The 19,737-nt window shown below is 62.9% G+C and carries 17 protein-coding genes; 16 read left to right on the forward strand and 1 reads right to left on the reverse strand.

Features of this window, described 5'->3' with window-relative positions; genetic code table 11:
* Window positions 1-11 precede the first annotated feature (11 nt).
* Window positions 12-1,574, reverse strand: a complete 1,563-nt coding sequence (locus tag M3484_RS11010; protein WP_249496899.1) for a D-aminopeptidase — start codon at window positions 1,572-1,574, stop codon at window positions 12-14.
* Window positions 1,575-1,778: 204 nt separating this feature from the next.
* Here M3484_RS11010 and M3484_RS11015 point away from each other — a divergent pair, with 204 nt between their 5' ends.
* From M3484_RS11015 to M3484_RS11090, 16 genes are all read left to right on the forward strand, one after another.
* Window positions 1,779-3,002 (forward strand): ABC transporter substrate-binding protein, encoded by a 1,224-nt coding sequence (locus M3484_RS11015; RefSeq protein WP_092902217.1) that lies wholly within the window; start codon window positions 1,779-1,781, stop codon window positions 3,000-3,002.
* Window positions 3,003-3,103: 101 nt separating this feature from the next.
* The gene (locus tag M3484_RS11020) at window positions 3,104-3,967 is read left to right on the forward strand and encodes a branched-chain amino acid ABC transporter permease (RefSeq protein WP_092902215.1); all 864 of its coding nucleotides are present in this window, start codon (window positions 3,104-3,106) and stop codon (window positions 3,965-3,967) included.
* 10 nt (window positions 3,968-3,977) lie between these two features.
* Window positions 3,978-4,958 carry a branched-chain amino acid ABC transporter permease gene (locus M3484_RS11025; RefSeq protein WP_092902213.1) on the forward strand — a complete coding sequence of 327 codons (981 nt, stop codon included), beginning with the start codon at window positions 3,978-3,980 and terminating at the stop codon, window positions 4,956-4,958.
* Window positions 4,959-4,968: 10 nt separating this feature from the next.
* Window positions 4,969-5,739: an ABC transporter ATP-binding protein gene (locus M3484_RS11030; protein ID WP_092902211.1), complete on the forward strand. Its 771-nt coding sequence runs from the start codon at window positions 4,969-4,971 to the stop codon at window positions 5,737-5,739.
* Window positions 5,729-6,436: an ABC transporter ATP-binding protein gene (locus M3484_RS11035; RefSeq protein ID WP_092902210.1), complete on the forward strand. Its 708-nt coding sequence runs from the start codon at window positions 5,729-5,731 to the stop codon at window positions 6,434-6,436. The genes M3484_RS11030 and M3484_RS11035 overlap by 11 nt, the downstream gene beginning before the upstream one ends.
* Window positions 6,437-6,446: 10 nt before the next feature.
* Window positions 6,447-7,772 carry a glutamine synthetase family protein gene (locus tag M3484_RS11040; protein WP_249496900.1) on the forward strand — a complete coding sequence of 442 codons (1,326 nt, stop codon included), beginning with the start codon at window positions 6,447-6,449 and terminating at the stop codon, window positions 7,770-7,772.
* Window positions 7,772-8,944, forward strand: coding sequence for an iron-containing alcohol dehydrogenase (locus M3484_RS11045; RefSeq protein WP_249496901.1), 1,173 nt, complete (start codon window positions 7,772-7,774; stop codon window positions 8,942-8,944). The genes M3484_RS11040 and M3484_RS11045 overlap by 1 nt, the downstream gene beginning before the upstream one ends.
* Window positions 8,945-8,957: 13 nt before the next feature.
* The gene (gene fabG / locus M3484_RS11050; protein WP_249496902.1) at window positions 8,958-9,737 is read left to right on the forward strand and encodes a 3-oxoacyl-ACP reductase FabG; all 780 of its coding nucleotides are present in this window, start codon (window positions 8,958-8,960) and stop codon (window positions 9,735-9,737) included.
* Window positions 9,738-9,749: 12 nt separating this feature from the next.
* Window positions 9,750-12,044, forward strand: coding sequence for a propanediol/glycerol family dehydratase large subunit (locus M3484_RS11055; RefSeq protein ID WP_249496903.1), 2,295 nt, complete (start codon window positions 9,750-9,752; stop codon window positions 12,042-12,044).
* A complete protein-coding gene (locus tag M3484_RS11060; protein ID WP_249496904.1) occupies window positions 12,041-12,472 on the forward strand; it encodes a diol dehydratase small subunit in 432 nt (143 codons plus the stop codon). The genes M3484_RS11055 and M3484_RS11060 overlap by 4 nt, the downstream gene beginning before the upstream one ends.
* Before the next feature lie 13 nt (window positions 12,473-12,485).
* Window positions 12,486-13,244: an SDR family NAD(P)-dependent oxidoreductase gene (locus M3484_RS11065; RefSeq protein WP_249496905.1), complete on the forward strand. Its 759-nt coding sequence runs from the start codon at window positions 12,486-12,488 to the stop codon at window positions 13,242-13,244.
* Between the two features lie 1,114 nt (window positions 13,245-14,358).
* On the forward strand, window positions 14,359-14,685 hold the full coding sequence (locus tag M3484_RS11070) for a non-heme iron oxygenase ferredoxin subunit (RefSeq protein WP_092903047.1): 327 nt from the start codon (window positions 14,359-14,361) through the stop codon (window positions 14,683-14,685).
* Window positions 14,686-14,748: 63 nt separating this feature from the next.
* A complete protein-coding gene (locus tag M3484_RS11075; RefSeq protein ID WP_249496906.1) occupies window positions 14,749-16,053 on the forward strand; it encodes a sugar ABC transporter substrate-binding protein in 1,305 nt (434 codons plus the stop codon).
* Window positions 16,054-16,249: 196 nt separating this feature from the next.
* Entirely contained in the window at window positions 16,250-17,143 is an 894-nt protein-coding gene (locus M3484_RS11080; protein ID WP_171909650.1) for an ABC transporter permease, read from the forward strand.
* Complete coding sequence (locus tag M3484_RS11085; protein WP_249496907.1) at window positions 17,140-18,159, forward strand: ABC transporter permease; 1,020 nt, start codon at window positions 17,140-17,142, stop codon at window positions 18,157-18,159. Before M3484_RS11080 ends, M3484_RS11085 begins: the two co-directional genes overlap by 4 nt.
* Before the next feature lie 28 nt (window positions 18,160-18,187).
* Window positions 18,188-19,735 carry a xylulokinase gene (locus tag M3484_RS11090; protein WP_092903040.1) on the forward strand — a complete coding sequence of 516 codons (1,548 nt, stop codon included), beginning with the start codon at window positions 18,188-18,190 and terminating at the stop codon, window positions 19,733-19,735.
* Window positions 19,736-19,737: the final 2 nt, after the last annotated feature.

Raw genomic sequence — 19,737 nt, forward strand, 5'->3', positions numbered from 1 at the left:
CCCTGCCAAATTCAGTCATGGCGGACATAGTTAAGCCCCCGCGCCAGCCAGCAGCCAAGACCAAGCCCCGTCACCCGACCCGTAGCGTCGCGCCTGACCTGAAGCGTCCAGTCGCCCGGCGCCGGCGCATCCATCGCGCGCCTTGTGCGGATAAGCCAGGTATCGGGGCCGGCGGCCAGAACCGGTTCCATCCGCCCCGCGCCAAGCCGGCCGGAAAAGAGGGCAAAGACCGCCCCGTCCTGCGCCTCGAGCCGCAGCGCGCTGCCAGTCTCGGCGCAATGATAAAGACCGGCAATTGCGGCACCATCGGCCGTTTCACACGGCGCAAGCGGCACCAGCAAAGTGTCGATATTGTCGCGCAGGCGGCGCATATGCAGCCGGTCGCCCCGACGTTCCAGCCGCACCTCATCCGAGGCAAGAACGCCTGGCGCGGCCTGGTGCAGGGTCTCGGGTCCGGTGGCGAAATGCAGTTTAACGGCCGTATCCGCAGGCTCCAGCCGCGCGATCAGCCCGGTCTCGGGGCAAAGCCACTGGCTCTCCCAGCCGGGTTCAACCGGCAGCGGCGCAGGTTCTGCCTGGCCAAGCGCCGCACGCATCAGAAAAAGCGCCGCATCATGGGCCGAGGCCTCGTGGTTGAACATCACCACCACCGAGATCCGCGCCTCAGCCGCATGGAAGCGCTGTGCCCGAAAGCCCCGGAGCGCGCCGCCATGACCGGTCAGCGCCACGCCGCCAAGCGTCTCATGCACAAGGCCAAAGCTGTAAAGCGCCGGATTGCCATCGCTGAACGCGACCGGCGCCGAAAGGCGGCGATAGATGCCGTTTTCGTCGTCGCGCGTGGCGTCGATCCAGGCCTCGTAGGCCAGCATATCGTCAAGCGAAGCCGAGATCCCGGCATCCCCCACCCAGAAAATTCCGTTATCCGCAGGGAAAAAACCGGTCGAATCAGTGCCTTCATAGCCGGTGACACCGTCTTCGGGCTGCCTCGTGTCAGAGGTCAGCGTCGCGGTCTTCATCCCCGCCGGCCCCCAGATATGCTGGTGGTAAAGATCGATCAGCGCGCGGCCATTCGCCTTGCGGATCAGCTCGGGCAAGAGGCGGAAATTGCAGTTGCAATAGGAATAGCCTGTGCCGGGCGCGAAATGGCCCTGGCGGATCGCGGCGACCATCGGCACTGCCTCGGTTTCCGGGAAGACCTGCTCGGCAGTCGCGCCCTCGACCACCGTCATCGCCCAGTAATCGCGCAGCCCCGACTGATTGTGACACATCTGGCGGACCAGCGGGCGCGGGCCTTCCAGCGCTGGCAGCAGGTCAGGCAGCAAGGCATCGAGCGCCTCGGGCGCCCCGAATTCCGCGAGCATCGCGCCGCAGGTAAACTGTTTCGAGATCGAGCAGATCGGCAGGCGTGTCGCCCGCGTCATCGGCTGATGGCGTTCCAGGCTGGCATATCCCCAGGCCCGCGCGGCCACCTCGCGCCCGTCCTGCAACACAACCGCAATGCCTCCCGGCCCGGCAAAACGGCGCGGCAGCAGATCAAGGGCTTTTGCAAGCGGGTGAGGAGAGGTGCTGGTCATGATCCGCGCATCTATTGCCGGATACCGGCAGAGTTCAAGGGGGATGACTGCCGTCCACCCGGCGCCCGAAGAGACGGTTACGTGCCCACCCGCGATCAGGGAGAAATCGGCCATTGCCGAAATTGGATAGTCAGACCCGGAGGAGACGCGAATAGTGGCCGGATCAAAATCAAAAAAACTCGCATCCAACAGGGAAACATCACCATGAGGAAAACCTCTCCGCCACTGCTGATGAATCGCCGCCGCCTGCTGACCACCGGCGCCGTTGCACTGGCTGCACCGGCGATTCTGCCGCGCAGCGCCTTCAGCCAGACCCATAAGACCATAAAAATCGGCGGTGCGGTGCCGCTTTCCGGTCCGGTCGCCTATTGGGGCCACTCGACCGCCCAGGGCTTTACCGACGGGGCCGCCGTAATCAATGCCGCCGGCGGCGTCATGATCAATGGCGAGCCGCATATGCTTGAGGTCATCGACTATGACACCAAGGGCGAGGTCGCCGACAGCCGCGCGGCCACCCTGCGCCTCGTCGAGCAGGACAAGGTGAAATATGTCTACAGCCAGGCTGCGGCCTCGACCGTCGGCATGTTGCAGGTAACCGAACCCGCCGGCGTTTTGTCGATTGTCGCCTGCTGGGGCTATCTTGAGCTTTTCGGCAAGGACTACCCGCTGCATTTCCGCGCCGAGATGTCGGATTATGAACAGGGCTTTGCCTATCTTCCCTTCATGCAGGAAAAATACGGCAAGGACGCGCTGAAGACGGCCGCTTTCATTGGCCCGAATGACCAGGATGGCACCGATTGCCATGCCTCCTACAAGCGGCTGATGGATTATTACGGCATCACCCAGAAATCGGCCGAATTCTACAATTGGGAAGACACCGATTTCTATCCCATCGTCGCGAAGACAATTTCCGACCGGCCCGATTTCATCGTGACCTCGCCCTCGCCCCCCGGCATCACCGCCTCGATCGTCAAGGCAGCGCGCGAGCTGGGCTATACCGGCCCGATCTCGTCACCGGCCGCGTCCGAAACCACGACGATCCTTGAGGTTGCGGGCGAACATGCCGATGGTGTCATCCTGCCGGTGACTAATGTCTCGCCTTCGACCGACACACAGAAAGCCATCGAAAAGCGCTTCATGGACCGCTTCGGCACTTTCAACGCGCTGGCAGGCAACTATTCCTGGTGGATCTATTCGCTGAAAGCGGCCTGGGAGATGGCGGGCACCGCCGAAGACACCAAAGCGGTGGCCGAGGCGCTGGCACAGGTGCAACTGGATGACACCTATGTCGGCCATGTGAAATGGGGCGGCGAGAAGTCTTTCGGCGTGGCGCGCCAGGGCATTTACGACTGTTACACCACCACCATCGACAAAGCTGTGGCCCAGGTCGAAGACGTGCGTTTCCCCGCCCTTCCCGACGATTACTGATCATTCAGGCAATGCTGCCGGCCCGGGGTGATCCGGGCCGGTAAAGGCGGCAGGCGCGGTCTGTCGTCTGTAATCTGTGCGGCCTCCGGAGTATTCCACGCATGAGCGACTTTCTGCAAATGGGCCTGACCGGCCTGAGCCTCGGCCTGATGTATGCGCTGATCGCCATCGGGTTGACGCTGATTTTCGGGGTGATGCGCATCATCCAATATGCGCATGGCGAGATGTTCATGCTGGGCGCCTTTGCCCTGTATTACTGGCATGCAGAGCTGGGCCTGCCCTATTGGGCCGGGGTGGCCTTTTCGGCCGGGCTGATCTTCTGCCTTGGCGCGGTCCTGCAGGTGGTGCTGTTCAAGCCCTTGCAGGGTAAGAACATTCTCTACTCACTCGCGGTCTCTCTGGGCCTGGTTCTGATCATCTCGGGCTCGGGTCAGCTCCTGTTCGGGACCACGACCAAGGGCATCCCTTCCGCTGTTTCGGGTGGCATGCTGATCGGCGGCGCCTATCTGTCCTATGAGCGGATCGTGATCTCGGCGGTCTCCATCGGGCTGATCATCGCGCTCTGGGCCTTCCTGCGCCACTCGGTCACCGGCTTTGCCATCCGCGCCGTGGCCGAAGACCCGCAGACGGCCGCATTGCAGGGGATCCGCACTGACCGTGTCCACTGGATCGCCTTTGGCATCGGCTCGGCGATGGCGGCGATTGCCGGCTGTATGATGGGCACACTTCTGTCGATCGTGCCGACCATGGGCTTTCTGGCTACGATCAAGGCCTTCATGATCGTGATCATGGGGGGGCTGGGATCGGTGATCGGGGCCCTGGTCGGAGGCCTGATCCTCGGGATGATCGACTCGGTGATCACCACCACCATCTCGGGCGATATCGCGATCATCCTGAGCTTCGTGGTGATCTTCCTGATCCTTGTCTTCCGGCCCTCGGGTCTCTTTGGCCAGAACTGGGACTGAGGGGGCGATCATGGATAAATCTGACATCATCGCCAGCCCGAACCGCCTTGTCTGGGGCGGGCTCCTCGCCCTCGCCCTCGCCGCACCGGCGCTGGTCGGCTTCGACCTCTACATGATCCATGTCGGCATCACGATCAGCTTCAACGTGGCCCTTGCCACCAGCCTCTGGATGATCTGGTCTCTTGGCGTGATCTCTTTCGCCCATGCCGGTTTCATGGGGATAGGCGCCTATGCCTCGGCTCTGGTGCTGACGAAACTGGGGCTTTCGATGTGGTATGGCCTGTGGATCGGCGCCGCGGTCTCTGCCCTTTTCGCCATGCTGATCGCGGTGCCCCTGATGCGGACCCGGGCAGTGTATTTCTTCATGGCCTCCTGGGCGGTGGGCGAGGTGATCAAACGCAACTTCGCCTATTTCAAAGGCTTCTTCGGCGGCTGGGACGGGATCTTCGATATCAAACCGCCGGTCCTTGACCTTGGCTTCCTGCAAATCGACTTTGCGAACCGCATCGCCTATTACTATCTGGCGCTGTTCTTCGTCTCGCTGACGGTCTGGATCATCTACCGCATGAATGCGTCGCGCACCGGCACGATCTGGTGGGCGATCCATGAAAATGAACTGCTGGCGCAACATACCGGCATCAATGTCTTCCGCCAGAAAGTCGTCTGTTTCACCATCGCCTGCACCCTCGTCGGCGTGACCGGCGCGCTTTACGCGCATTACCAGACCTATATCAGCCCCAAAAGTTTCGACATCTGGAAGTCGGAATTCGCGCTGGTGCATCTGATCGTCGGCGGGCTGACCACAGTTGGCGGACCGGTCGCGGGCGCAATCTCTCTGACCATGGTCGATGAGGCTTTGCGCGCCACCGGCTATTTCCGCACCATTTTCTTCGGGGTGGTGCTGATCGCCTCGGTCCTGCTGCTCCCGGGCGGGCTTGAGACGGTCCCTGCCCGTATCCGCAAGCTCTTCAACCGCAATTCGCAGAAGTGAGGCCCGTGTCATGCATGAATTAGAGGCGCGCGGCCTTCAGATGAAATTCGGCGGTGTCACCGCGATTGCCGGTCTCGATCTGACGGTCGAGGAAGGTGAGATCCGCGGGCTGATCGGCCCGAACGGCGCCGGCAAGACCACGTTTTTCAACGCCTGTTCCGGGCGCTATCCGGTGACGGCAGGGGAAATCCGCTACCGGGGCCAGAGGATCAGCGGCATGAAGCCGCATCAGATCGCGGCAGAGGGGCTGGTCAGAACCTTCCAGCATGTCACTCTGTTCAAACAGTTTTCCGTGCTGAAAAACGTGGTGGCCGGGAATTACCTTCATGCGCGCCATTCCTATTGGGGATCGCTGCTCAGAACCCGCAAGACGCGCGAGGCCGAGGCCGGATCGGTCGCCCGCGCGCGTGAAATCCTGGATTTCGTGGGCCTCGGAGGGCTGGTCGATCAACAGGCCTCGACCCTGGCACATGGGCATCAGAAGATGCTCGGCATCGCCATCGCGCTCGCGGCAGAACCGAAAATGCTGCTTCTCGACGAGCCTTGTGCCGGCATGAACAGCGATGAGAGCCGCGAGATGATCCATCTCGTCCGCCGTATCCGCGAGACCGGCATCACCATCATGCTGATCGAACATGACATGAAGGTGGTGATGGGGCTCTGCGACCGCATCACGGTCCTGAACTTCGGCAATGAGATCGCCGACGGCACGCCCGAAGCGGTGCGCGCCAATGCGCAGGTGCGCGAAGCCTATCTGGGGAGCCAGGCCCATGTTGCTTGAGATACGCGATCTGTGGGTCCATTACGGCAAGGTCGAGGCGGTCAAAGGCGTCTCGATGGCGCTGGAAGAAGGCGGCGTCATCACCCTGATCGGGGCGAATGGCGCGGGAAAAAGCTCGATCCTGAAGGCGGTTTCGGGGCTGGAAAAACCGTCGCGCGGCGAGGTGCGTTTCAATGGCCAGGTGATCACCGGGCGTCCCGCTCATGAGATCGTCGGCCTTGGCATCGTCAATGTCCCCGAAGGGCGCAAGCTCTTCAAGCTGATGACGGTGAAGGAAAATCTGCGTATCGGCGCCTATCTCGACCGCGACCGCGCGCGGATCGCAAAGGGGATCGAAGAGGTGTTCGACCGCTTCCCCATCCTGCGCGAGAAACAGAACCAGCCGGCGGGAAAGCTTTCGGGCGGGCAACAGCAGATGGTCGCAATCGGCCGCGCGCTGATGGCAAGGCCGAAGGTTCTTCTGATGGACGAGCCGTCGCTGGGCCTTTCGCCGGTGATGATCGACGAGATCGCGGCGCTGATCCGGGAACTGCGCGCCTCGGGCCTGTCTATCGTGCTGGTCGAACAGAATGCGAGCCTCGCGCTGCAGCTTTCCGATCATGGCTATGTGCTGGAAACCGGGGCGATTGCGCTGCAGGGCCGGTCCGCCGATCTGCTGACCGACCCCGAAGTCGCCCGCGCCTATCTCGGCGCCTGAGGAAAAGACGATGAATGATATTCCCCCCCCCGGCGACGATTTCGCGATGCTTGGCTATGTCGACCTCGACGGGCTGATCCGGGGCAAATACGCGACAAGTGCCAAGCTTAAATCATGGCAGGAAAAGGGTGGCGCCTTTTGCTCGGTGGTGCTGGGCTGGGACAGCCGCGACGCGCTGTACCAGAACCGGCATACCGGCTGGCATACCGGCTATCATGATGACCCGATCCGGGTGGTGCCGGGGCCGGGCCGGGTGATGCCAGGCGACGGGCGGCGCTTTCACCTCGTCGAATATGCCGATGGGCCGGGCGCGGCCCTTTGCCCGCGCAGGCTTGCGGGGCGGGTGCTGGACGAGGCCTGCGCCATGGGGTTCACCGCCCTGGCCGGGTTTGAATATGAATTCTACGTTTTCCGCGAGACACCCGCTTCGGCTCTGGCCAAGGGCTATCGCGGTCTCACCCCCCTGAACCCGACAACCGGCGGCTATTCGGTGCAGCGGATGGCGGTCGAAGACGGCTTCTTCTCGGGTCTGATGGCGCTGGCGCGTCAGCTGGAAACGCCGCTGGAGGCGATCCATCCCGAAGCCGGTGAAGGCGCGATGGAATTCGCCTTCACCCCGTCAGAACCGTTGGAGGGCGCCGATCGCGCAGCGATTTTCAAGGCTTTCTCAAGGGCCTGGGGCAATCAGAACGGGCTGAGCCTGTGCTATATGGCGAAACCGCTGAACGGCTTGCCCGGCTGCGGTGGCCATACGCATCTGTCCTTGTGGCAAGGAGAGCAGTCGGCCTTCTATGACCCTGACGGCGAAGGTGGCCTGTCGCAGACCGCGCGCCATTTCATCGCGGGCCAGCTGAAATATATGCCCGAACTCCTCGCGCTTTATGCCCCCACGATCAATTCTTTCACCCGTCTTGCGCCCGGGTTCTGGGCGCCGACCGGTGCGACCTGGGGCTTTGACAACCGCACCTGCAGCCTGCGCGTCGTCGGCGACAGCGCGAAGTCGGTCCGGGTCGAGATGCGGCCTCCGGCAGCGGATGCGAACCCCTATCTGGTGCTGGCCGCAGCCCTTGCCTCGGGCCTTCAGGGCATCCGCGAAGGCCTCGACCCCGGCCCGGCGATCAAAGGCAATGGCTATGAGGCAGACCTGCCGCCCGAACGCCGCTTTCCGGCCTCTCTCGCCGAAGCCGCTGCCCGATTGCGTGGATCGGATATGGCGCGCGCCTGGTTTGGCGACGCCTTTACCGACCATTTCGTCACCTCACGCGAGGCAGAGGTCGCGGCACAACGCGCCTGGGTCTCGGACTGGGAACTGAACCGTTACTTCGAGATGATCTGATGACTTACCCCCTGACCGCCCGCTGGAGCTACCCGACCACCATCCATGCCGGAGCCGGCAAGATCGCCGGTATTGGCGCACATACCATCGCGGCCGGCATCCGGCGTCCGCTGGTTGTCACCGATAAGGGCCTTGCGCATCTGCCCTTTATCACCGCCGCGCTGGCGGCGCTGACAGCGGCCGGCCTTACGCCAGCGCTGTTTTACGATGTACAGGGCAACCCGACCGATCTGAACCTCGCCGCCGGGATCGAAGCCTTCCGCAAAGGCGCGCATGACGGGGTGATCGTGATCGGCGGCGGCTCGGCGATGGATGTCGGCAAGCTGGTTGCGCTGATGGAGGGGCAGACCATTCCGGTCTGGGATCTCGAAGATATCGGCGACTGGTGGACCCGCGCCGATGCCGACCGCATCCATCCGATCATCGCGGTGCCGACCACCGCCGGGACAGGGTCCGAGGTCGGGCGGGCAGCGGTTCTCACCAACACGACCGACCATACCAAGAAGATCATCTTCCACCCGAAAATGCTGCCGGTCCTGGTGATCGGCGACCCGGAACTGGCGCTCGGCCTGCCGCCCGCGCTGACGGCGGCAACGGGCATGGACGCTTTCACCCATTGTTTCGAGACCTTCTGTGTCGAGAGCTTTCATCCGATGGCGGATGGTATCGCGCTGGAAGGCCTGCGGATCATCCGCGACGCCCTGCCGCGCGCGGTGAAGAACGGCCAGGATCTCGAGGCGCGGACGATGATGTTTGCCGCCGCGATGATGGGGGGTGTGGCGTTCCAGAAGGGTCTCGGCGCGGTGCATTCTCTGGCGCATCCGCTCGGCGCGATCCATGACATCCAGCATGGCCTGGCCAATGCGGTGATCCTGCCCTATGTGGTCGCCTTCAACCGCCCGGCGATCGGGGCAAAGGTCGCCCGTGTCGCGCATACCCTTGAAATCGAAGGCGGTTTTGATGGGTTCATGGCCTGGCTTCTCGACTTCCGTCGCGATCTGGGCATCCCCCATACCCTGGCGGAACTTGGCGCGACGGCAGAGCGCGCCGATGAGATCGCCGCGAAAGCGCTGGCCGATCCTTCGACCGGGGCGAACCCGCGCAAAATGGATCAGGATGATTTCCGCCGCCTCTATCTCGCCGCTCTGAGTGGCGATCTGACAATTTCATAAGGAGGGAAACCCGATGTTCACCAGCCTGAACGGGCAAAGCGCCATCGTCACCGGCGCGTCAAAGGGCATCGGGCGCGGCATTGCCCGCGCGCTGGCCGCAAACGGTGCGCAAGTGACTCTGGTTGCGCGCGGCATTCCGGCGCTTGAGGCGGTGCGGGATGCCATCCTCGCGGATCTGCCAGGCGCGAAACTGCGGCTTGCCAGCTGCGACATTGCCGACTGGGCCGCGGTGAAAGCCATGATCGATGAGGCGGCGGCAGCGCAGGGTGGCCTCAATATCCTCTGCGCCAATGGCGGCATCTATCCCCAGACCACGATGGAGGCGATGGAGCCTTCCGAATGGGATCAGGTCATGGCGGTGAATACGCGGTCTTCCTTTCTGGCCGTGAAAGCCGCGCAGCCGCATTTCCGGAAAGCGGGCGGAGGTCGCGTCGTTCTGACCTCGTCGATCACCGGCCCGATCACCGGCTATCGCGGCTGGAGCCATTACGGCGCCTCCAAGGCGGCACAGCTTGGCTTCATGCGCTCGGCCGCGATGGAGCTGGCGAAGGATAAGGTCACCATCAACGCCGTTCTGCCCGGCAATATCATCACCGAAGGGTTTGAGGGCAACGGGCCGGAATACCTGGCCGCGATGGAGGCCTCGGTGCCGCTTGGGCGGCTTGGAACGGTCGATGACATCGCCAATGCGGTTTTGTTCCTGGCCTCGGATCTTGCCGGCTACATCACCGCGCAGACCATCGTGATCGATGGTGGCCAGGTGGTGCCGGAATCGCTCGACGCGATGGCATAGGAACAGACGCAGATGTCAGACACCGTTCAGGTCAATCGCTGGCGCCGCTATTCCGACTGGGACGAGCGCCCCTTGCGGCTGGATCGTTTCGCAAAGGAAGACCCGGCCAATGGCTTTGCCACCTTCAAAAGCCCGGCCGATCCCAAACCAGGCATGACGATCAGTGGCGGCCGGATCGCCTCGATGGATGGCGTGCTGGCGCATGATTTCGACATGATCGACGCCTTTATCGCCGAATATCACCTCGACCCGGCCATTGCCCCCGAAGCGATGGCGATGGACTCGGGCGAGGTCGCGCGGATGCTCGTCGATATGCATGTCCCGCGCGAGACGCTGGTGCGGCTGGCGCATGGGATGACGCCTGCAAAACTGGTCGATGTTGTGTCGCAGCTGAACGCGATGGAAATCGCCTTCGCCTATTCGAAAATGCGCCCCAGGAAGACCCCCGGGAACCAGGCCCATGTGACCAATGCGAAAGACGATCCGCTGCAACTTGCCGCCGATGCGGCAGTGGCAGCCGGGCATGGCTTTGACGAGGTAGAGACCACGATGCGCGTCGCCCGCTGCGCCTGGTCGAATGCGCTGGCCTGCCTTGTGGGATCGTCGGTCGGCGAATGGGGAACCCTGTTCCAGTGTTCCTCCGAAGAGGCCGAAGAACTGCGGATCGGCATGGCGGGCTTTACCTCTTACGCCGAAACCGTGTCGGTCTATGGCACGGAACGCAGCTTTACCGATGGCGATGATACGCCCTGGTCCAAGGCATTCCTCGTGGCAGCCTATGCCTCGCGCGGGATCAAGGCGCGCTGTACTTCGGGTGGCGGGTCAGAACTGCTGATGGGTTATCACGAGGCGAAATCGCTTTTGTATCTCGAAGCCCGCTGCCTGTGTCTGCAGCGTGGCATGGGGGTGCAGGGCACCCAGAATGGCGGCATCGACGGCGCGCCGATCACCGCGTCGATCGCGGGCGGTATGCGCGAGATGATGGCGGAAAACCTGCTCGCGGTCTGGCTGGATCTGGAATGCGCCTCGGGCAATGATGCGCGTGCAACCGAATCGGAAATCCGCGTCGGTGCCAAGATCCTGCCCTACCTGATCGCGGGTTCGGACCTGATCTGCTCGGGCTTTGGCTCGATCCTGAAATATGACAATTCCTTTAACCCATCGCTGTTCAACGGCGAGGAGATGGAGGATTACCTCACCCTCCAGCGAGATTTCGAGGCCGATGGCGGGCTGACCCCGATCCCGGAGGCCGAGGCGCTGTCACTGCGCATCCGTTCGGTCGGGGCGATCTCGGCGGTGCTGGAAGAACTCGGGCTGGCGACACCGACACAGGCGATGAAAACCAGTGTCATCGCGGCATCGGGGTCGCGCGAGACACAGACCTTTTCCACCGGCGAGACGGCGCGGATTTCCGAAGAAATCCAGGCGCGCGGGATCAATGTGATCGATGTGATCCAGGCGCTGGCAAAACGCGGCTTTTACCCCGAGGCCGAAAACCTTTTGCAAATCGTCAAGCTGCGGGTCTCGGGTGATTACCTGCAGACCTCGTCGATCATCCGCCAGGGGCGTATCCTTTCGGCAATCAATGACCCCAATGATTACGCGGGCCCCGGCACCGGTTATCGCATGACCGAGGCGCGCCGCGATGAGATCAACGAGATCCGCGACCTGATCGGCCAGTCCGAGGTACTTTCGGATCAGGCCCGCCACCGGCGCGGCGAAAGCCGCCGCATCGCCTATGCGCCCCAGGGCGCGGCATCAAAGGGCGCGGCCCCGCATGAGGTGGTGATCGGCATTTCACCCGCCTTTGGCCTGCAACTTTACCAGACGACTGCCGGTCTGGCGCTCTCGGATGTGCTGGCGGCCCTGATCCGGGGTATCACCGCCGGGGGCGGCGTGGCACGGATCCTCAGGATGCATCACACGGCGGATACGTCTTTCCTGGGGCTGACAGCGGCAGAAATGTCGGGCTCGGGCTTTGGCATCGGCATCCAGGCCAAGGGAACCGCGGTGATCCATCAGCGCGGCCGGATGCCGCATAACAATCTCGAACTCTTCTCGAACGCGCCGATCACCACCCTCGCGCATTATGAAAACATGGGCAGGAACGCGGCGCGCTGGACCCATGGCGAACGCCCCGAACCGGTCTCGGTGCCTACCGATGGCCAGGCACTCGGGGCGCGGTTCCACGCCCAGGTTGCGCTGATCTATGCGATCGAAACCGGCCTGACCGATCCGAACCGCGCGCCCGAAGACATCACCGTGACCTTTCTGGATGCGGGCCCGGAGACAGGGGAAAAGCCATGACCACCAGACCACCCCGCGCCCTGACACGCGCCGATTTCCCCCTGGCCGAAACTGCGCCCGACCGGGTGCGTGGCGCGCGCGGCAAGCCGCTTGACGCATTGACGCTTGACGCCGTGATGACGGGCGAGGTCACCATCGAAGACCTGCGCATCACGCCACAGGCACTGCTGGCCCAGGCCGAGATTGCCCGCGATGCCGGCCGCGCGGCGCTGGCCGCGAATTTCGAACGCGCCGCCGAGCTGGTCCATGTGCCGCAGGATCTCATTATGGAAACCTATGAGATGCTGCGGCCGGGGCGGGTGAAAGACAGCGCCACGCTGCGCGCCCGGGCCGCGATGCTGCGCCGTGACCACGGTGCCGAAAAGCTGGCGGAATTTCTTGAAACCGCCGCGATCCATTACCAGCGCCGCGGTCTGATGCCCGGCTGAAAGGAGGCCCGAGATGCGGCTTGACGGAAAAATCGCCTTTGTCACCGGGGCCGGATCGGGGATCGGGCGCGGTTCGGCCCAGGCACTGGCCGGGGCGGGGGCGATGGTGGTGGTGACCGACCGCGATGGTGCCGCCGCCGGTCTGGTGGCCGCAGAGATCACCGCCTCCGGCCAGCGCGCCGAGGCGATGGCGCTCGACATGACCGACACGGCTGCGATCCGCGCGGCGATCCATGAGGTCATCACCCGCCACGGGCGGATCGACGTGCTGCATTCCCATGCCGGGATCCAGATCGAAGGCCGGCTTGATCAGGTGAGCCCGGATCAGATGGATGCCTCATGGGTGATGAATGTGCGGTCGCATTTCGTGGCGGCACAGACGGTGATCACGCAGATGCAGGCGCAGAAAAGCGGCTCGATCATCATCACCGCGTCGAATTCCGGGGTGCAATATGATGCCGGAATGATCGCCTATGCGGTGACAAAACACGCCGCCGTCGCCATGGTGAAACAGATGGCGAAGGATTTCGCGAAAGACGGAATCCGGGTCAATGCGCTTTGCCCCGGCTTTATCGACACCCCGTTCAATGCCGGGTTTGAACGCCAGATGGGCGGGCGGGCCGGGCTTGAGGCCTATATCTCCACCGCGATCCCCGCCGGGCGTTTCGGCACGGTCGAAGAGGTCGCAGCAGCGGTGCTTTACCTCGCCTCCGATCAGTCGCGTTTCGTCACCGGCCTCGCGCTGGTCGCCGATGGCGGGGAATCTCTCTGACAGGGCAGAAAGATTGCTGTCTGACAGGTGTTTTCCTGTCAGGCAGTGCGCCACCGGGGCAGTCGGAGGATCGTGTTGGCAGCCGTCGTCAGGATGAGCGAGAACGCACCCGTTCGATGCCGCGTCCGGGGGTCTGTAACAGGCCGTCGACGATCATGGCTCAGCCCAGGGGCTTTTCGATCCGATTGCGCGGCCTGACCGACAGAACTCAGCCTTTGTGCCAGGGTCTGCAGCCAACGTCACCGAATATCGCGATTCCTGCGCGACATATGGCCTGACGCAGGTCACGAGCCATTCGGTAAAGAACGCGGCCGCGTCAGAGCTCTCATCGGCGTCAGGGGCAACCGCACGGCAGATCCGGGGGAATGGTGCGCGCCGTTCGGCCCAGCCATTGGCGCAGATGCCCTATTTGCCCGATATCCGGCAGGAACTGATATCCGCCACAGCGGAGGTTGAGTGCGTCACTTCAAACGCGCACCGAGGCAGGCTGCCCCCTGAACCATCGATCCGCGTGACGGTCAGCCTGCGGGCCTGTCCGGTAACGGGCAGGCCGTCAACCGCATCGCCCTGCCCGTTCAAAACTGGTGCAACGAAACTGCCCATGCCCGTCCTGCGCTCTTCGTCGACACCTGCAAACCCCCTGAAGGGCCTGCTTCGGAATGGCAAAGGTCGGGGCCGCGAGATCAGGGTCCGGACCGAGAAGCGTATAAGACACTTATCCCGCAGCAGGCGGCATCGGATCGGCCCGGACCGGTCAATGCAGTATCGAACGCTCCGACCATCCGGCAGCCCTAACTGCATGGCCCACAACTTCACCGGGAGGCGGAGTTCTGTGACGGCGTCTACACCTGCTCCGCTTTCCCGACACGGCCTGTGCGGCCAGCGGAGGGAAGCTCTCGTGGCAAACCTCCCTCGCGGAACGGCGTGCATGCCAGACAGGTAAATCGCATCGTGGAAATCCGGGGTCGGACCGCTGTCGCGGGCGGCCTTTGCAGTCTGACACTCGCACTGCCCCAAAGCCATCCTGTGCTTTCTGCAATGGCGGCATTTGATAAATGAATTATGCGCCCTGGCATCCCTGCGGCTACGGAAAGGTGTAAGTAGGGAGTAGATTATGACAGGCACTACAACTGGCACCTGGGTCACTGCTGTTTCTGTTGCCGAGCTGGATGACGGCGACGCGATGCGTTTCGATCATGAGGGCCGCTGTGTCGCGGTCTATAATGCTGGTGGCACCTTTTACGCTTCGGCCGGCATTTGCAGCCATGAACATGCCTTCATGTCAGAGGGCTATCTCGATGGTCATATCATCGAATGCCCCCTGCACCAGGCGCTGTTTGATATCCGTACCGGCGCCAATCTGTCACCTCCTGCGACGAAATCCCTGCAGACCTATCCTACCCGGGTTGAGAACGGACAGGTGATGGTTCTGCTGGGCTGATGAGACAGGGCGCTGCGTCGGAGGAGACGCGCAGCGCAGAAAAAAAAACCAAGGGAGGAACAGATGAAACTGACACGCCGCAGCGTGCTTGGCAGCGCATTGGCATCGACGGCTCTTGCAGCCATACCAGCCGGAATTTTGCCGCATCTTGCGCAGGCTCAGACAGGCGGGGGCGTGCACAGCGTCCTGAACGCCCTGATCGCGCAATATGCGGCGGCCGCCGCCGAGGGGATGAAAAACACCTCTGTCGCCGCACTTTATGACCGCGACGCTTTCGCCGATTACCTCGAAGTCTATCCGGTGGCTGATCTGGTCGATGGCTTTGACTGGAAGCCGGGCATGGGCGCAACCTTTACCGGGCCCTATAGCAAGCTCGAGATCAAGGCCCCTTTCACCGACTACATTCCTCTTCCCGAGGGGCCGGTGCTGGACCCGGCGAAGACCTATAAGATCGGCTTCGTCTTCCACGGCTTCAATCATCCCTGGCTGATTGCGCTTGCAGATACCGCAGCCTGGGAGGCAGCGCGTCACCCGAATATCGAGATCGAAGTCGTCGATGCAGAATTCGATGACAACAAGATGGGCCAGATCATTGATACCTGGGTGACGCGCCAGTTTGACGGGATCGTCCTCTGGCCTTCGCGCGAGGCACCGATGGGGCCGCCGGTGGATCGTGCCATTGATGCCGGCATTCCGGTTGTCAGCGTTGACCGCCGCACCTCGTCGCAGAAGATCAGCTCAGAAGTTCTGGGGAATTTCTACGCGAATGGTCTGCAACAGGGGCTTTATCTCAAGCATTCCGGCCAGACCGGCAAGATCATCCTCAACCGCAAGGATCTGGGCAGCACTGCCGATTCCATCCGCACCGGCGCGTTCCTGCAGGTGATCGGCCAGGAAGAAGGCTTTGAGATTGCGGGGAATTACCACACCAACAGCCAGCGTTCGCTTGCGTTCCAGTCGACGGTGGATGCGCTTCAGGCGATCCGCGATGTCTCGGTCAGCTTCAATACAGGCGGCGAAGAGGCAATGGGCGCACTCGATGCGATCCGCGAAGGGAACCGGCTCGATTCCGCGCCTGATGGCAAGCGTATCGCCATCCTCGCCAATGATGATGCGAAAGAGGTGCTGCATGAGGTGGAACAGGGCAATATCGCCATGGTCTCCCCCTATACGCCGCTGATCGGTGATATCGGGATCCGAACCGTCCTTCTGCATATCGGTGCGAAAGAGGGGCTGAATGCCGCTCCGCCGCGTCTGGTGCTGACCCCGAACCTGCCGATGATCACCCGTGAAAAGATGACCATCGAAGGGGTCGAGACCATGACGCCGGCCGAATGGCCCTATGCTTACGGCCCCGCCGTCGCCTGAGCGGCCACGGATCCGACGGTGTGCTTCCGGCTGGCTTCGCCATCCGGAAGCTGCCGGTTTCCTCCGCAGCCCTTGCCAACGGAGCCTTCCCTTGTCTGACATTCAGAAAACTCACAGCCCCGCAGTTTTTATGCGGGCTGGGCCCCGCTTTGCCCGGGCCTTCGGGAGCGGTGGCGGTGACCTGAGCCGCTTTTTAGTGCTGATCGCGCTGCTGGTGACTGGCGCACTGCTGTTTCCCGGATTTGCCAGCCCCGGCAACGCCATGGTGATCCTGACCTCGGTTGCCGGGGTCGGGATCCTGGCGCTTGGCATGACCATGGTGATCATCACCGGCGAAATTGACCTCTCTGTCGCGGGGATTGCGGTGCTTTCGACCGTGATCGGCGGCGTCTTGCTGCCGGGGGGCTCTCCGGTCATGGTGATCGGGGCGGTTCTGCTGACCGGGCTGGTCCTCGGGCTGATCAATGGGATCCTGGTGGCCGCGCTGCGGCTGTCTTCGCTGATCGTGACCCTGGCCACTATGGGGATCGCCAGCGCGCTGGCGAATATCATCTCACGCGGACAGGCGAGCTACCCGAATGCCATGCCGGAATTCCTCTGGTTCGGGCGCGGCGCGATTGCCGGTCTGCCGGTGCCGGTTGCCCTGTTCCTGCTGGCGGCGGCTGTAGCGCTGGTGCTGACCGGATCGGCCAGCTTCGGGCGCAGGCTTTATGCCACCGGCGGCAATGCACGGGCCGCGGAACTGTCCGGCGTTCAGACCTGGAAAGTCCGCCTGACGGTTTTCGCCCTTTCAGGCCTTGCCGCAGCGCTGGTCGGCCTGATTGAAAGCGCGCGTCTGGGTTATATCAATCCTGCCGGCTTTGTGGGGCTGGAACTGAAGGTTCTGGCGGTCGCGGTCCTTGGCGGTGCGGCGCTTTCCGGCGGTGTCGGCTCGGTCCGGGGGGCGGTTCTTGCCACGCTGATCATCGGCTGCATCAACAATCTGCTGAACCAGGCCGGGGTCAGTTTCTACATGCAGCAGGTGGTGACCGGGCTGGTGATCCTTGCGGTCGTGGCCCCGGGTTTCAGCAAAAGGATTGATGTGCGATGAGCATTGCAACGACGCCCCGCCACAGGGGGCCTGCGATCATACCCCAACTGATCGGCAACCCGCTTTTGTGGTTGCTCGTGCTGATCCTGGCCCTGGGCCTGATGACCAGCCCGGTCTTTCTCAGCGGCAATAACATCGCCAATGTCCTGCGCAATGCCGCAGTGGTCGGGCTGCTGGCCACCGGTTTTTCGGTGGTGCTGCTGACCGGGCGGATCGATCTGTCGATTGCCTCGGTCATGGTCTTTTCGGTGATTGCAGGTGTGCTGCTGACAACCGAAGCCGGGCGATATCTCGGATTTCGCTGGATGGTGCGCGGCAATACATTTGCCGGCCCGGAAACGCTGGCCATCGGGCTTTGCCTGGCAAGCGGGGCGCTGCTCGGGCTGCTGAACGGGCTTGGCTCCGTCGGGCTGAAGATCACCTCTTTCATCTTCACCCTGATCACCATGACCGCGCTGCGCGGCGTCAGCTATCTGATCACCAATGGCGCGCCGGTCTATTACTCCGAAGGGCTGATGCGCTGGCTGGGCGAGGCCGTGTTCTTTGGCCTGCCGGTGGGCTTCATTCTGTTCCTTGCCATGGCGGTCCTGCTGCATCTTACCCTCAGCGGAACGGTTTTCGGCCGCAGGCTGATGGCCATAGGCGGCAATGAAAAAGCCGCGCGTTACAGCGGCATCAATACCGGGCTGATCGTGATTGCTGCCTTTGTGATCAGCGGCTTCTGCGCGGCACTGGCGGGTGTGCTGTTCACCGCCCGGCTGATGTCGGTCGAGCCGGCCCTGGCGCAGGGCTATGAGCTGATCGCCATCACCATCGCCGTCATCGGCGGGATCAGCCTCGCGGGCGGCACCGGGTCGATCCCGAACGTCCTGCTCTCGGCGGTGACATTTTCGGCGGGGCTCAATCTGCTCGCGATCTGGGGGATCGCGACATGGTATCAGAACCTCGCCATTGGCATAGCCCTGATCGCAACCGTCATCCTGACGCGGGTGCTGAACAAGGCAAAACCGTCCTGAGCGGCGGACATAACGGGAGGAGACAGTAATGAACGGACATCTGACGCTTGGCGTCGATATCGGCACAACCAATGTCAAGGCATCCATCCTTGACACCCAGAGCGGCAAGATCGTCGCTTTCGGCTCGCAGGAACATCCGCTCTTTCACCCGCGTCCGGGCTGGGCCGAGCAGGAGGCCGACAATTACTGGTCGGCTGTGGTCTCGGCGATCCGGCAATGTCTGGAACAGGGAAATTTCGCAGACCGGATCGCAGGGGTCGCGATCTCGGGTCTGGTCGGCGTCACCCTTCCCGTAAACGACAAGGGCCAGCCGCTGCGCCCGGCGATGATCTGGATGGACAGCCGGTCAGAGGCCGAATGCGACGACATCCGCCGCCGCGTGGGCGAAAGCGAGATCAACCGTATCAACGGCAATCGCGTGGCGCCCTGGTTCATCGACCCCAAGGCGCTGTGGATGGCGAAACATGAGCCGCATATCTTTGCGGCCACCCATAAATTCCTCTCGCCCTCGGGCTATTGCACCTTCCGCATGTCGGGTGCTTTCACGATGAACACGGGCGATGCGGGTCTCTGCTATGCCTATGAATATCAGAAAGCCGCCTGGAACGCCAAAGCCGCCGAGGCGATTGGCATTCCGATCGAAAAGCTGCCCCGTCTTTACCAGAGCCATGAGGTGGTCGGCGAAGTGACGCGCCGCGCCGCCGAGGAAACCGGGCTACGGGCAGGAACCCCGGTCGCGGCGGGCGGCACCGATATCAGCGCTGCGGCGCTTGGGGTGGGGGTGACGCGGCCCGGTCAGGCCTTCTATTCGATGGGGACCGGATCAAACCTCGGCGTCATCATCCCGACCGAACAGCGCCTTGATGAATTCCGCATCCTGAAATGGCCGCATGTGCTGCCGGGACTGACGATGTTCGATGCGCCGATGGCCTTTACCGGCGCATCGCTGAAATGGTTCCGCGATCAGTGGGGCGACAGCGAATGGCAGCTGGCCGAGCGGATGGGCGAGAATGTCTTCGATCTCTTCACCGCCCAGGCCCGCCATGTGCCGCCCGGCGCGAACGGGCTTTTATATCTGCCATATCTGGGCAATTCGCTTGCCCCGAACTGGAACAGCAATGCGACCGGCGTCTTCTTCGGTGTGCGTCCGACCACCGGCCGCGCCGATATGATCCGCGCCCTGATCGAGGGCGTGGCCTTCGATCTGCTGTCGAACTTCCGCATCGCCACCGAGGCCGGGGCTGAGATCGACACGCTGGTGCTGAATGGCGGCCCGACCAAAAGCCGGTTCTGGAACCAGATCACCGCCAATGTGGTAAACCGCCCGCTTCAGGTGCCGGACATTGGCGAGGCCGCGCCCGTAGGCGATGCGGTTCTGGCGGCGGTTGCTGCCGGGATCTATCCCGATCCGGTCACGCCGCTCGCCGATATCGTCAGCATCCGCGAGACCATCGACCCCGACCCCGCTGCCCATGAACGCTATATGGAGTTCTTCTCGATCTGGCAGGAGGTGTACCAGAACCTGCGCCCGACCATGGACCGCCATCGCGGTCTCATGGAACGGCTGGAGGGCTGAGC

Source organism: Pseudomonas sp. GX19020 (genome assembly GCF_023371075.1).
Lineage (GTDB): Bacteria > Pseudomonadota > Alphaproteobacteria > Rhodobacterales > Rhodobacteraceae > Pseudogemmobacter.